Origin of the sequence: Lederbergia citri, assembly GCF_018343625.1 — a bacterium.
Classification (GTDB): Bacteria; Bacillota; Bacilli; order Bacillales; family Bacillaceae_C; genus Lederbergia; species Lederbergia citri.
Window position 1 is genome coordinate 15,431 of the sequence record NZ_JAGYPG010000006.1, and the last position, 14,292, is coordinate 29,722.

Genomic DNA, 14,292 nt, shown 5'->3' on the forward strand with positions numbered 1-14,292 from the left:
TTATCTATGGTTTTGAGGGTGGGGGGATACGGTGATCTTAAATATCAGACTAGATGACGACATCAGATATGATTTATTTGAAGATGAAGAATTGATCGAACTGATTCATGAAGGAGAAAGCGAAGCACTAGATTACCTCATTAAAAAATACCGCAATTTTGTTAGAGTGAAAGCCCGTTCGTATTTTTTAATTGGAGCGGATAAAGAGGACATCGTGCAAGAAGGCATGATTGGTCTTTATAAAGCTATTCGAGACTTTAAAGGAGATAAGCTTTCATCATTTAAAGCTTTTGCAGAACTTTGTATCACTAGACAAATCATCACTGCAATCAAAACAGCCACCCGACAAAAACACATCCCACTAAATTCTTATGTTTCTTTGGACAAGCCTATTTATGACGAAGAATCAGATCGTACATTAATGGATGTGATCTCTGGTGCAAAAATTCTTGATCCAGAGGAACTTTTAATTAATAGAGAAAAGCTAAATAACATCGAAGAAAAGGTAATGGAATTATTGAGCGATTTAGAAAGAAAAGTGTTAGCGCTTTATCTGGACGGACGAACATATCAAGAAATATCCGATGAATTGGATCGTCACGTAAAATCAATTGATAACGCTTTACAAAGAGTAAAGAGAAAGCTTGAGCGCTATTTAGAACTACGAGAATTCAGCGTCTGATACAAAACCTATTATTGACAGAAACTAACTTCCGTGATATTTTTTATTAGATAATTGGGAGAGCAGGTGCTGCAAGTGAAAAAGAAAGTTGCATTAGTTTGTGCAGCGTGTGGCTCGCGCAATTATATGACCGATAAGAATAAAGATGACGCTACACGCCTTGAGTTAAAGAAATTTTGCAAAAGTTGTAACGCTCATACTATTCACAAAGAAACGAAATAGCATACATCCATAAGCAGCTATTTACTTGGAGGTACGAACATGTCAAGCTTAACCCAATTCTTTCGCCATGTAGGATCAGAAATGAGAAAAGTAAGTTGGCCGAGGCGTAAAGAACTTACCGGCTATACGATTACAGTTGTAGCAACAGTCACAATCCTTGCGTTATTTTTTGCAGGAATTGACCTAGTCATTTCTAAATCAATTCGTTTTATTCTAGGATTATAAATTCTTATTTTACCTTGGGGCTTGTATAATATACAGTTTCTCATGGTATAATGAAAAATATAGATAGAGAGTCTTAAAGCCCGGTCAACGGGTTTTTTCATTTGGCAAAAAATTTATGAGTGTGCAGGGAGGGAAGGACATAGCGTCCTACTAAATGGAAAAGAACTGGTATGTTGTCCATACTTATTCCGGCTATGAAAACAAAGTTAAAGCGAACCTTGAGAAACGTGTAGAATCCATGGGCATGCAGGATAAAATTTTCCGGGTAATCGTTCCTGAAGACGAGGAGACCGATTTTAAAAACGGTAAAAAGAAACTTGTGAAAAGGAAAGTTTTCCCGGGTTATGTTTTAGTTGAAATTATCATGACAGATGATTCTTGGTATGTTGTGCGAAATACACCAGGAGTGACAGGATTTGTCGGCTCTTCTGGATCAGGTTCAAAGCCAACGCCATTATTGCCTGAAGAAATTTCTTTCATCCTTAAACGGATGGGAATGGACGAAAAACGCGTTGATGTGAAATTTGAACCTGGTGAAACCGTAACGGTAAAAGAAGGACCGTTTGCCAATTTTACTGGAAAAATCGAAGATATGGATCAAACAAAAGGCAAAGCAAGAGTAATGGTCAACATGTTTGGTCGAGAAACGCCTGTTGAATTAGACTTCACACAAATTGAGAAATTATAATTTGAAACAACTTGAAATATATTGTGAAAAGTGATAATATCTTCTAGGTCAGTGTGCTTCTAATACGGAGAACTGATCAAAGAATAATATCTTATATTTTGATATGTTGAGTGGGAGGGTGAACACCCATTTACCACATCACGGACTTAAGGAGGTGTGTCTCGTGGCTAAAAAAGTAATTAAACTTGTAAAATTACAAATTCCTGCGGGCAAAGCGAATCCAGCTCCACCAGTTGGACCAGCACTAGGTCAAGCAGGTGTAAATATCATGGGATTCTGTAAGGAGTTTAACGCTCGTACAGCAGATCAAGCTGGCTTAATCATTCCAGTTGAAATCACGGTATTTGAAGACCGTTCTTTTACATTCATCACAAAAACTCCGCCTGCTGCCGTTTTGCTTAAAAAAGCAGCTGGTATCGAGTCAGGTTCTGGTGAACCAAATAAAAAGTCAGTCGCAACTGTAAAACGCGATAAAGTACGTGAAATCGCTGAAACAAAAATGCCAGACCTAAATGCAGCTAGCGTTGAAGCAGCTATGCTAATGGTTGAAGGCACTGCACGCAGCATGGGTATCAAAATCGAAGACTGATTTTGATTGAAAGAAAGGCTGTTGATAGAGGGAGGCTGCATCTAGCCTTCCTTTTGAGTGTTTAGCTCCGGCGCCTATCGAATACGGATTTCAGATCCCTTTCCACCATAAGTCAGGGTGAATGTAAAACCGTACGTCGATGTGCAAGGTGCCTGCGCTTTTCGACGTGGGAGGTCACATTCCGCTAAAACCACAATATAGGAGGAAATATTAATGGCTAAAAAAGGTAAGAAATATGTAGAAGCTTTGAAGCAAGTTGATCGTTCAAAAGCTTATGCAATCGACGAAGCAATTGAACTTGTGAAAAAAGTTGATTATGCAAAATTTGATGCAACAGTTGAAGCAGCTTTCCGTTTAGGGGTAGATCCTAAAAAAGCAGACCAACAAATCCGCGGCGCAGTTGTACTTCCAAATGGTACAGGTAAAACTCAACGCGTATTAGTATTTGCTAAAGGTGAAAAGCTAAAGGAAGCAGAAGCTGCTGGTGCTGATTACGTAGGAGATGCAGAATACATTAATAAAATCAACCAAGGTTGGTTCGAATTTGATGTAATCGTTGCTACTCCAGACATGATGGGTGAAGTTGGTAAACTTGGTCGTACACTTGGACCTAAAGGTTTAATGCCAAACCCTAAAACAGGTACAGTTACATTTGATGTAACAAAAGCTGTAAACGAAATTAAAGCTGGTAAAGTTGAATACCGTGTAGACAGATCTGGTATTATCCACGTTCCTATCGGAAAAGTTTCTTTCGATAAAGAAAAGCTTGTTGAAAACTTTGCTACTATTTTCGATACATTATTAAAAGCGAAGCCAGCTGCTGCAAAAGGTACTTACATGAAGAACGTTACAGTTACTTCAACAATGGGACCTGGCGTAAAAGTTGATCCTTCTTCAGTATAAAAAATAGTTGACTGTCAGTTTGCTATCTGATAGAATACTCTTTGTTGAAAATTTAATCATTTGTACCGTAGACAGTAGGTGCTGAAAAGCTTAATTTCCTGCCGAGGTCCTTGCGATATATAATCAATCTGTTCGAATGATTGATTCGTAAAACCTCCATGTCTATTTATGGAGGTTTTTTGTATATGGTATAAATGTCCATTTGGGAATCTAGGAGGTGTAAGGATGAGCAAAGTAATTGAGCAAAAGAAACAACTTGTAGAAGAAATTTCTGAGAAGTTAAAATCAAGTGTTTCTACAGTGGTAGTTGATTACCGTGGATTGACAGTTGCCCAAGTAACTGAACTTCGTAAACAACTTCGCGAAGCGGGCATTGAATTCAAAGTTTACAAAAACTCAATGACACGCCGTGCGGCAGAAGTTGCCGAACTTACAGGTTTGAATGAGTCATTAACAGGACCAAACGCTATCGCATTCAGTACGGATGACGTTGTAGCGCCTGCTAAAATTTTGAGCGAATTTGCTAAAAAGAATGAGGCACTTGAAATCAAAGCTGGTGTAATCGAAGGTAATATTGCAACTGTTGAAGAAGTCAAGGCGCTTGCAGATCTTCCATCTCGCGAAGGATTGCTTTCTATGTTGCTTAGCGTTCTTCAAGCTCCTGTTCGTAACTTGGCACTTGCAGCTAAAGCTGTTGCAGATCAAAAAGAAGAACAGAGCGCATAATTTCGGATATTATTAAAAAACAATAAAATTAACGGAGGAAATAAATAATGACTAAAGAACAAATCATCGAAGCTGTCAAAAATATGACAGTTCTTGAATTAAACGATCTTGTTAAAGCAATTGAAGAAGAATTTGGCGTAACTGCTGCTGCTCCTGTAGCTGTAGTTGGCGGTGCTGCTGGTGGCGAAGCTGCTGCAGAACAAACTGAATTTGATGTAGTACTTGCTAGCGCTGGTGCACAAAAAATTAAAGTTATCAAAGTTGTTCGCGAAATCACAGGCCTTGGCTTAAAAGAAGCAAAAGAGCTTGTTGACAATGCTCCAAAACCACTTAAAGAAGGCGTAGCTAAAGAAGAAGCTGAAGAAATCAAAGCTAAACTTGAAGAAGTTGGAGCTGGCGTCGAAGTTAAGTAATCATCTAGAAAAAATAAAAAGCTCGCTGCTTTTAAAGCGGGCTTTTTTTCGCTAATTTTTTATAAAACTATATTTATAAGTGATTTTATTGGTCGTCCTATTTTAATAGGAGTAAAAGGTTTGGAACATTCTATTGAATTAAGGGTTCAAAGGAGGTCATCGCATGGTTGAACATTATTATTCACGCGAACCTGAAGTTGTAAGTGATCCGAAATATTGGAATGCAGAATTGAGAAATTATACATTTCGTTTTAAAACGGATCATGGTGTTTTTTCAAAAGGTGAAGTGGACTTTGGATCCCGATTATTAATAGATACATTCGAACCTCCGGAAACGGCCGGTCCGATATTGGATGTAGGGTGTGGATATGGCCCGATTGGCTTGAGTATTGCAAAGGATTTTCCGGATCGGTTGATTCATATGATTGATGTTAACCAGCGTGCAATCGCACTGGCAAAAGAAAATGCCGAGCAAAATAGCATCTATAATGTAGAAATATATGAAAGTGATCGATTAGCAAATGTGAGTGAGGAAAACTTTGCGGCAATATTAACCAATCCACCTATTCGGGCTGGAAAAGATGTCGTTCATGATATTTTTGAACAAAGTTTCCATCGTTTAAAGTCTGATGGAGAGTTATGGGTAGTCATTCAAAAGAAGCAAGGAGCTCCGTCGGCGAAAGCAAAGATCGAAGAATTATTCAGCGACGTGGAGACAGTGGTGAAAAAGAAGGGCTATTACATTTTAAAAGCAATAAAAAAAGCGTAAGCACCTTGTTCAACGTCGTTTGACTTACGCAAATGAAAGTGAAGGAAGTTTACTATTTGATAGGCTCGGGAACTAGTCAAACAAAGCCTTAAATCAAGTAACAGCCTATAAAAACTTATGCTTTCATTAGAATAAAAAATATTGACTTGTATTCAGGCTTGTGGTAGCATTGTAAAATGCGAATATAGTGTTTTCTAATCTTTTGTCAATTTCATTATTAAAAGTATGGAAGTTGGCAAAGTTGGAAAAGATTATAAAATAATAGTTCGTCATGTGAAAAATGTGGTTTTCAAAGTAAAACCATTTTTCTTTTTGTTCTATGATACACCATTTTTTCTGGTTTATCCAGAGGAAATGCAATCATTAAAACGCATGATTTGAGGGGTGAATCGGTTGACAGGTCAACTAGTTCAGTACGGACGGCACAGGAAGCGCAGAAGCTTTGCGCGTATCAGTGAAGTATTGGAGCTTCCGAATCTTATCGAAATCCAATCTTCTTCTTATCAGTGGTTTCTTGATGAGGGCTTAAGGGAAATGTTCCAGGACATCTCGCCAATCGAGGATTTTGCCGGCAATCTTTCATTGGAATTTATTGATTACAGTCTCGGAGAACCCAAATACTCAGTAGAAGAATCAAAAGAGCGAGATGCAACTTATTCCGCTCCGCTACGGGTTAAGCTCCGCCTTGTTAATAAAGAAACAGGTGAAGTGAAAGACCAAGATGTATTTATGGGTGATTTCCCGCTTATGACAGAAATGGGTACCTTTATTATTAATGGTGCCGAACGCGTAATTGTATCGCAGCTTGTCCGTTCACCGAGTGTGTACTATAACGGAAAACTCGATAAGAACGGGAAAAAAGGTTTTACAGCTACAGTCATTCCAAATCGTGGTGCATGGTTAGAATACGAAACAGATGCTAAAGATGTTGTCTACGTACGCATCGACCGCACGAGAAAATTACCGGTTACGGTTCTTTTGCGAGCATTAGGATTTGGTTCTGATCAAGAAATCATAGACTTAATCGGAGATAATGAATATCTGCGTAATACACTTGAAAAGGACAATACGGAAAGCATTGAAAAAGCCTTGCTTGAGATTTATGAACGTCTTCGTCCTGGTGAACCTCCTACGGTGGAAAACGCAAAAAGTTTGCTCGTTTCCAGGTTCTTTGATCCAAAAAGATACGACCTTGCAAGTGTTGGACGTTATAAATTAAATAAAAAACTCCATATTAAAAATCGTCTTTTTGGCCAGCGATTAGCTGAAACATTAGCTGATCCGGAAACAGGGGAGATTATTGCTGAAGAAGGCACCGTGCTTGATCGCCGTAATTTGGATAGAATCCTCTCTCATCTAGAAAGTGGGACTGGTTTTAAAACTTATAATCAACATGGTGGAGTATTAGATGGTGATATTGTTGTGCAATCCATCAAAATTTATGCTCCTAATGAAGATGAAGAAAAGGTCATCAATGTAATTGGAAATGCTTATGTTGAAGAGGCTATCAAAAATATTACACCTGCTGACATCATTGCTTCTATAAGCTATTTCTTTGATTTGCTATACGGAGTTGGAGACACAGATGACATCGATCACCTTGGTAATCGCCGTCTTCGATCTGTAGGTGAATTATTGCAAAACCAGTTTAGAATCGGTTTATCTCGTATGGAGCGTGTCGTAAGAGAGCGTATGTCCATTCAAGACATTAATACGATTACTCCACAGCAGTTGATTAATATTCGCCCAGTTATCGCATCTATTAAAGAGTTTTTCGGTAGTTCTCAGCTTTCACAATTTATGGATCAAACAAATCCGCTTGCGGAGTTAACCCATAAACGTCGTCTATCTGCACTTGGACCAGGTGGATTAACCCGTGAACGTGCAGGCTTTGAAGTCCGCGACGTTCACTACTCACACTATGGTCGTATGTGTCCAATTGAAACGCCTGAGGGCCCAAATATCGGCTTGATCAACTCTTTATCCAGTTTCGCAAAAGTGAATCGTTTTGGCTTTATTGAAACTCCATATCGTCGTGTTGACCCTGAAACGGGGTTAGTTACGACCCAAATCGATTATCTAACTGCGGATGAAGAAGATAATTATGTTGTTGCACAAGCAAATGCTCCTCTTACTGAAGATGGCGGATTCTTAAACGAGGAAGTTATTGCTCGTTTCCGTGGAGAAAATACTGTTGTAAGAAGAGACCGCATTGACTACATGGATGTATCGCCGAAACAAGTTGTTTCAGCGGCAACAGCCTGTATTCCATTCTTGGAGAACGATGACTCAAACCGTGCCCTAATGGGAGCGAACATGCAACGTCAAGCTGTTCCGCTTATGCAGCCGGAAGCTCCTCTTGTAGGAACTGGTATGGAATACGTATCAGCGAAAGACTCTGGTGCTGCGGTTATCTGTAAGCATGACGGAATTGTTGAACACGTAGAATCCCGTGAAGTATGGGTTCGCAACATTAAAGAAGTCGATGGTCAAGAAGTAAAAGGTGATCTTCACAAATATCGCATGCAAAAGTTTATTCGTTCTAACCAAGGAACATGCTACAACCAGCGTCCAATCGTGAGTGTAGGAGATCGTGTAACTAAAGGAGAAATCCTAGGCGATGGTCCTTCGATGGATAAAGGAGAGCTTGCTCTTGGAAGAAACGTCCTTGTCGGATTTATGACATGGGAAGGATATAACTATGAAGATGCGATCATTATGAGTGAACGCCTTGTGAAAGACGATGTATATACTTCAATCCATATTGAAGAATATGAATCTGAAGCCCGTGATACGAAGCTTGGACCAGAAGAAATGACACGTGATATTCCGAACGTTGGAGAAGATGCGCTGCGCAATCTAGATGAGCGTGGAATTATCCGTATCGGTGCTGAAGTAAAAGATGGCGATTTGCTCGTTGGTAAAGTAACTCCTAAAGGTGTTACGGAACTAACAGCAGAAGAGCGTCTCCTTCATGCAATCTTTGGTGAAAAAGCTCGTGAAGTTCGCGATACATCACTTCGTGTACCACATGGCGGCGGCGGAATCGTATTAGACGTAAAAGTGTTCAATCGTGAAGCAGGAGATGAACTTCCACCGGGAGTAAATCAACTTGTTCGCGTGTATATCGTTCAAAAACGAAAAATTTCTGAAGGGGATAAAATGGCAGGACGCCATGGAAACAAAGGGGTTATTTCCCGAATCCTACCTGAAGAAGATATGCCGTATATGCCGGACGGAACTCCGATCGATGTCATGCTTAACCCATTAGGAGTACCATCCCGTATGAATATCGGGCAAGTACTAGAGCTGCACTTGGGTATGGCTGCCAGAAGTCTAGGCCTTCACATGGCATCACCTGTTTTTGATGGTGCTACTGAAGAAGATGTTTGGGAAACGATTGAAGAAGCAGGAATGGCAACCGACGCAAAAACAGTCCTTTATGATGGTAGAACAGGTGAAGCTTTTGATAACCGCGTGTCTGTAGGGATTATGTATATGATCAAACTTGCTCACATGGTTGACGATAAGCTCCACGCTCGCTCTACAGGACCATACTCGCTTGTTACCCAGCAGCCGCTTGGTGGTAAGGCACAATTTGGTGGACAGCGTTTTGGAGAAATGGAAGTTTGGGCACTTGAAGCATATGGTGCAGCTTACACACTCCAAGAAATTCTTACAGTTAAATCTGATGATGTTGTTGGTCGTGTGAAAACATATGAAGCCATCGTAAAAGGTGAAAATGTTCCTGAACCAGGAGTGCCAGAATCATTTAAAGTATTAATCAAAGAACTTCAGAGTCTTGGTATGGATGTTAAAATCCTATCAGGTGATGAAGAAGAAATAGAAATGCGTGACCTGGATGATGATGACGATGTTAACCAGGCTGACACACTGAATATTGCTCCAGATGCTAAAGTAGAAGAAACGGCAGCATCACATGAATAATACCTTGAAATTAGCAATAAGGGTAAAACCTGTAGACGAAAAGGGAGGTAGGCCCCTTGCTGGATGTTAATAATTTTGAGTATATGAAAATCGGTCTTGCTTCACCGGATAAAATCCGTTCTTGGTCTTACGGTGAAGTGAAAAAACCAGAAACAATCAACTATCGTACATTGAAACCAGAAAAAGACGGTTTGTTCTGTGAGCGTATTTTCGGTCCAACAAAGGATTGGGAATGTCATTGTGGAAAGTATAAGCGTGTTCGCTACAAGGGAGTCGTATGTGATCGCTGTGGCGTTGAAGTGACACGTATGAAAGTCCGTCGTGAAAGAATGGGGCATATTGAACTAGCTGCACCAGTTTCACACATATGGTATTTCAAAGGTATTCCAAGCCGCATGGGACTTGTCCTCGACATGTCCCCTCGCGCTTTGGAAGAAATCATCTACTTTGCATCTTACGTTGTGACAGATGTGGGTAATACGACCCTAGATAAAAAGCAGCTTCTTTCTGAGAAAGAATATCGTGCATACCGTGAGAAATACGGTTCGCAATTTCAAGCATCCATGGGTGCAGAAGCGATTAAAAAATTGCTTCAAGATATCGATCTTGAAAAAGAAGCAGACGTTCTTAAAGAGGAACTCAAAACAGCACAAGGACAACGTCGTACTCGCGCTATTAAGCGTTTGGAAGTAATTGAGGCATTCCGCCACTCAGGAAACCAACCTGAATGGATGGTGCTAGACGTTCTTCCTGTCATTCCACCAGAATTGCGTCCGATGGTTCAGCTTGAAGGTGGACGTTTTGCCACTTCTGATTTAAACGACTTATATCGTCGCGTAATCAACCGTAACAATCGTTTGAAAAGATTATTAGATCTAGGAGCGCCAAGTATTATCGTTCAAAACGAAAAACGGATGCTTCAAGAAGCGGTTGATGCTTTGATTGACAATGGTAGAAGAGGAAGACCTGTAACAGGTCCAGGAAACCGTCCGTTAAAATCCCTTTCCCATATGTTAAAAGGAAAACAAGGACGCTTCCGTCAAAACCTTCTTGGAAAACGTGTCGACTATTCTGGCCGTTCCGTTATCGTCGTAGGTCCTAACTTAAAAATGTATCAATGTGGTTTACCGAAAGAAATGGCTCTTGAACTATTTAAGCCATTCGTCATGAAGGAATTGGTTGAAAAAGGCCTTGCCCACAATATAAAAAGTGCGAAGCGGAAAATTGAGCGAGTTCAGCCAGAAGTTTGGGACGTACTCGAAGATGTTATTCGTGAGCACCCAGTTCTATTAAACAGGGCACCAACCCTTCACAGACTAGGTATTCAAGCGTTTGAACCAACTCTAGTAGAGGGAAGAGCGATTAGACTCCATCCTCTAGTTTGTACGGCATATAACGCTGACTTTGATGGAGACCAAATGGCTGTTCACGTACCACTATCTGCGGAAGCACAAGCAGAAGCACGATTATTAATGCTTGCAGCACAAAACATCCTGAATCCGCGTGACGGTAAACCAGTTGTAACACCGTCTCAGGATATGGTACTTGGTAACTATTATTTAACTCTTGAGCGTGAAAATGCAGATGGAGAAGGAATGGTATTCAAAGATACGAATGAAGCTTTAATTGCGTATCAAAATGGCTATGTTCATCTTCATTCCCGAATTGCGATTCAAGCAAGCTCTTTGAAAAATGAAAGATTTACGGAAGAACAAAACAATAGCCTATTAGTGACAACTGTAGGTAAGTTGATCTTTAACGAGATTCTTCCACCATCTTTCCCATATATTAATGAACCGACTAATGAAAATTTAGAAGGAAATACACCGGAAAAATATTTCATTAAACCAACCACAAATGTGGCCGAGTTCATAAAAGAACAACCAATTGTGGAACCATTCAAAAAGAAAATTTTAGGGAATATCATCTCTGAAATCTTCAAACGTTTCCATATTACAGAAACTTCGAAAATGCTTGACCGTATGAAAAACCTTGGATTTAGGTATTCAACTAAGGCAGGGATTACAGTCGGGGTATCAGATATCGTCGTTTTAGCTGAAAAAGAAACGATTTTGAATGAAGCACAAAATAAGGTAGACAATGTCTTAAAGCAATTCAAGCGTGGTCTCATTACTGAGGAAGAACGCTATGATCGTGTTATCTCCATCTGGAGCGCTGCTAAGGATACGATTCAAAGTAAACTAATGAAAACATTAGAAAGATTGAATCCTATCTTCATGATGAGTGACTCTGGAGCGAGGGGTAACGCTTCTAACTTTACTCAGCTTGCAGGTATGAGGGGACTCATGGCGAACCCGGCAGGAAGAATCATTGAGTTGCCAATCAAATCAAGCTTCCGTGAAGGTCTAACAGTTCTAGAGTACTTTATCTCGACACACGGTGCTCGTAAAGGTCTTGCAGATACGGCATTGAAAACAGCGGACTCTGGTTATTTAACAAGAAGACTCGTGGACGTTGCACAAGATGTAATTATTCGTGAGGATGACTGTGGAACAGATAGAGGACTCCTTGTTTCAGCGCTTAGAGATGGTTCCGAAATAATTGAACCGCTTGAAGAGCGTTTAATTGGCCGCTATGCTAGGAAGAAAATTGTTCATCCTGAAACAGGCGAAGTCTTAGTTTCAGAAAATGAACTTATTAACGAAGATCTAGCTAAAGAAATTGAAAATGTAGGGATTCAAGATGTTTGGATTCGTTCCGCATTTACATGTAACACCCGCCATGGCGTATGTAAAAAATGCTACGGCCGTAACCTAGCCACTGGATCTGTCGTGGATGTCGGTGAAGCTGTAGGTATTATTGCAGCACAATCAATCGGAGAACCGGGAACACAATTAACGATGAGAACCTTCCATACAGGAGGGGTTGCGGGAGACGATATTACACAAGGTCTTCCACGTATCCAAGAGTTGTTTGAAGCACGTAATCCTAAAGGGGTTGCCGTTATAACTGAAATTAGCGGTGTCGTCACTTCTATTTCGGAAGGACGCGATCGTCAGCATGAGATTGTTGTCCAAGGTGAAATTGAGACACGCACATATAACGCGCCGTATACTGCACGTTTAAAAGTTGCAGTTAATGATCAAGTTACACGCGGTCAAGAATTAACAGAAGGGTCAATTGATCCGAAAGAATTACTTCGTGTTCGCGATGTTGCTGCAGTTCAAGAGTATTTGCTTCTTGAAGTTCAAAAGGTTTACCGTATGCAAGGGGTTGAGATTGGCGATAAGCACGTTGAAGTAATGGTTCGCCAAATGCTCAGAAAAGTACGTGTGGCTGATGCAGGTGATACAGATGTATTACCGGGTACACTACTTGATGTCCACCAATTTACGGATGCCAACCAAAAAGCACTTCTTGAAGGAAAACAACCTGCAACCGGTCGTCCAGTGTTGTTAGGTATTACAAAAGCTTCACTAGAAACAGACTCTTTCTTGTCGGCTGCTTCTTTCCAAGAGACAACTCGCGTACTTACAGACGCTGCCATCAAAGGAAAGACAGACGAACTACTTGGCTTAAAAGAGAATGTCATTATCGGAAAGCTCGTTCCTGCTGGAACAGGGATGCAGAGGTATCGCAAGGCAGCTTCCGTTATGGTAGAAGAAGACGAAGTAGTGAACGCAGAGTAAGTAATTTCAATCGTATTTATAATGTTGCTAGTCGGCGGCTTTGTCGGCTAGCAATATCTCTTGTTTAAAACAGATAAACATGCGATTCCGCTTTTCTTATATGTTTTTTACATTTTTTATTGACATAGAAAATGACAGATGTTACTATATTCAAGGTGCTCCTATCATTATACCTGTTACTTTGGAGGATATGGAAAATGTCTTATGAAAAAGTGTCACAGGCTTCAAATGTGATCGTAGGAACAAAACAGACAGTAAGAGCTCTTAAATCAGGGCATGTACAAGAAGTATTCGTTGCATCTGATGCAGATTCACGAATTACGGAAAGTATTATTCACACAGCTGAAGAAATGGATGTACCCATTACAATAGTGGACTCTATGAAAAAGCTTGGGAAAGCATGCGGCATTGATGTCGGAGCAACAACTGTTGCCATTATTCATTAAAGGTGTTTTTGCAGTATTTTCACCTGCAAAAACTTGTTTTTTGCCTTAAAAAGAACCACCTGGATGTGTGGGCTTATAAAAAGACCGAAGGGAGGAACAAAAATGCCTACAATTAACCAATTAGTGCGTAAAAACAGAAAGTCAAAAGTGACAACTTCTGACTCTCCAGCACTTAACAAAGGTTATAACAGCTTTAAGAAAGTGAACACAAACGTATCTTCACCTCAAAAGCGTGGAGTATGTACACGTGTTGGTACAATGACTCCGAAAAAACCAAACTCAGCATTGCGTAAATATGCGCGTGTTCGTTTGACAAACGGAATCGAGGTAACAGCTTATATCCCTGGTATTGGCCATAACCTACAAGAGCACAGTGTTGTGCTTATTCGTGGAGGCCGTGTAAAAGACTTACCGGGTGTGCGTTATCACATTGTACGTGGAGCACTTGATACTGCTGGTGTTGAAAACCGTGCACAAAGCCGCTCTAAATACGGTACGAAAAAACCTAAAGTTAAAAAATAATTCATATTAAATACAATCATCGAAAGGAGGAACACCGATGCCACGTAAAGGACCTGTAGCAAAAAGAGACGTATTACCGGATCCAATTCACAACTCAAAGCTTGTAACTCGTCTAATCAACAAGCTTATGGTAGACGGTAAAAGAGGTAAAGCACAAACAATTCTTTATGCAGCTTTTGATATCATCCAAGACCGTACAGGTAAGGATGCTATGGAAGTATTCGATCAAGCTTTGAAAAATATTATGCCAGTATTGGAAGTTAGAGCTCGCCGTGTAGGTGGTGCTAACTACCAAGTACCAGTTGAAGTTCGTCCAGACCGCCGTTCAACATTAGGATTGCGCTGGTTAGTAAACTACGCTCGTCTTCGCGGAGAAAAAACAATGGAAGAGCGTCTAGCTCATGAAATTATGGACGCAGCCAATAATACTGGAGCTTCTGTTAAAAAGCGTGAAGATATGCATAAAATGGCTGAAGCAAACAAAGCATTTGCACATTATCGCTGGTAAG

General features: G+C 40.3%; 14 protein-coding genes and 1 other annotated feature. All 14 genes read left to right on the plus strand.

All coding sequences use genetic code 11. The annotated features are described in order from the left end of the window. Nucleotides 1-31 precede the first annotated feature (31 nt). Nucleotides 32-682 (plus strand): RNA polymerase sporulation sigma factor SigH, encoded by a 651-nt coding sequence (gene sigH, locus KHA97_RS22655; RefSeq protein WP_213127081.1) that lies wholly within the window; start codon nucleotides 32-34, stop codon nucleotides 680-682. A gap of 75 nt (nucleotides 683-757) precedes the next feature. After that, nucleotides 758-904, plus strand: coding sequence for a 50S ribosomal protein L33 (gene rpmG / locus KHA97_RS22660; protein ID WP_213127082.1), 147 nt, complete (start codon nucleotides 758-760; stop codon nucleotides 902-904). Between the two features lie 39 nt (nucleotides 905-943). After that, complete coding sequence (gene secE / locus KHA97_RS22665) at nucleotides 944-1,129, plus strand: preprotein translocase subunit SecE (RefSeq protein WP_213127083.1); 186 nt, start codon at nucleotides 944-946, stop codon at nucleotides 1,127-1,129. Nucleotides 1,130-1,283: 154 nt separating this feature from the next. Beyond that, nucleotides 1,284-1,817 (plus strand): transcription termination/antitermination protein NusG, encoded by a 534-nt coding sequence (nusG, locus tag KHA97_RS22670; protein WP_213127084.1) that lies wholly within the window; start codon nucleotides 1,284-1,286, stop codon nucleotides 1,815-1,817. A gap of 163 nt (nucleotides 1,818-1,980) precedes the next feature. Then, complete coding sequence (rplK, locus tag KHA97_RS22675) at nucleotides 1,981-2,406, plus strand: 50S ribosomal protein L11 (RefSeq protein ID WP_213111992.1); 426 nt, start codon at nucleotides 1,981-1,983, stop codon at nucleotides 2,404-2,406. 213 nt (nucleotides 2,407-2,619) lie between these two features. Then, on the plus strand, nucleotides 2,620-3,309 hold the full coding sequence (rplA, locus tag KHA97_RS22680) for a 50S ribosomal protein L1 (RefSeq protein ID WP_213127085.1): 690 nt from the start codon (nucleotides 2,620-2,622) through the stop codon (nucleotides 3,307-3,309). 47 nt (nucleotides 3,310-3,356) lie between these two features. Then, nucleotides 3,357-3,500, plus strand: a sequence feature (ribosomal protein L10 leader region). A gap of 34 nt (nucleotides 3,501-3,534) precedes the next feature. Then, the gene (gene rplJ / locus KHA97_RS22685; protein WP_213127086.1) at nucleotides 3,535-4,035 is read left to right on the plus strand and encodes a 50S ribosomal protein L10; all 501 of its coding nucleotides are present in this window, start codon (nucleotides 3,535-3,537) and stop codon (nucleotides 4,033-4,035) included. Nucleotides 4,036-4,079: 44 nt separating this feature from the next. Continuing rightward, entirely contained in the window at nucleotides 4,080-4,448 is a 369-nt protein-coding gene (gene rplL / locus KHA97_RS22690; protein ID WP_325167536.1) for a 50S ribosomal protein L7/L12, read from the plus strand. A 163-nt stretch (nucleotides 4,449-4,611) separates the two neighbouring features. Next, entirely contained in the window at nucleotides 4,612-5,217 is a 606-nt protein-coding gene (locus KHA97_RS22695; RefSeq protein ID WP_213127088.1) for a class I SAM-dependent methyltransferase, read from the plus strand. 393 nt (nucleotides 5,218-5,610) lie between these two features. Then, nucleotides 5,611-9,165, plus strand: coding sequence for a DNA-directed RNA polymerase subunit beta (gene rpoB, locus KHA97_RS22700; protein WP_213127089.1), 3,555 nt, complete (start codon nucleotides 5,611-5,613; stop codon nucleotides 9,163-9,165). A gap of 56 nt (nucleotides 9,166-9,221) precedes the next feature. Continuing rightward, nucleotides 9,222-12,815 (plus strand): DNA-directed RNA polymerase subunit beta', encoded by a 3,594-nt coding sequence (rpoC, locus tag KHA97_RS22705; protein ID WP_213127090.1) that lies wholly within the window; start codon nucleotides 9,222-9,224, stop codon nucleotides 12,813-12,815. A gap of 197 nt (nucleotides 12,816-13,012) precedes the next feature. Continuing rightward, complete coding sequence (locus KHA97_RS22710; RefSeq protein ID WP_213127091.1) at nucleotides 13,013-13,261, plus strand: 50S ribosomal protein L7ae-like protein; 249 nt, start codon at nucleotides 13,013-13,015, stop codon at nucleotides 13,259-13,261. A gap of 102 nt (nucleotides 13,262-13,363) precedes the next feature. Beyond that, nucleotides 13,364-13,783, plus strand: a complete 420-nt coding sequence (gene rpsL, locus KHA97_RS22715) for a 30S ribosomal protein S12 (protein WP_213127092.1) — start codon at nucleotides 13,364-13,366, stop codon at nucleotides 13,781-13,783. 37 nt (nucleotides 13,784-13,820) lie between these two features. Further along, nucleotides 13,821-14,291 (plus strand): 30S ribosomal protein S7, encoded by a 471-nt coding sequence (rpsG, locus tag KHA97_RS22720; RefSeq protein WP_213127093.1) that lies wholly within the window; start codon nucleotides 13,821-13,823, stop codon nucleotides 14,289-14,291. Nucleotide 14,292: the final 1 nt, after the last annotated feature.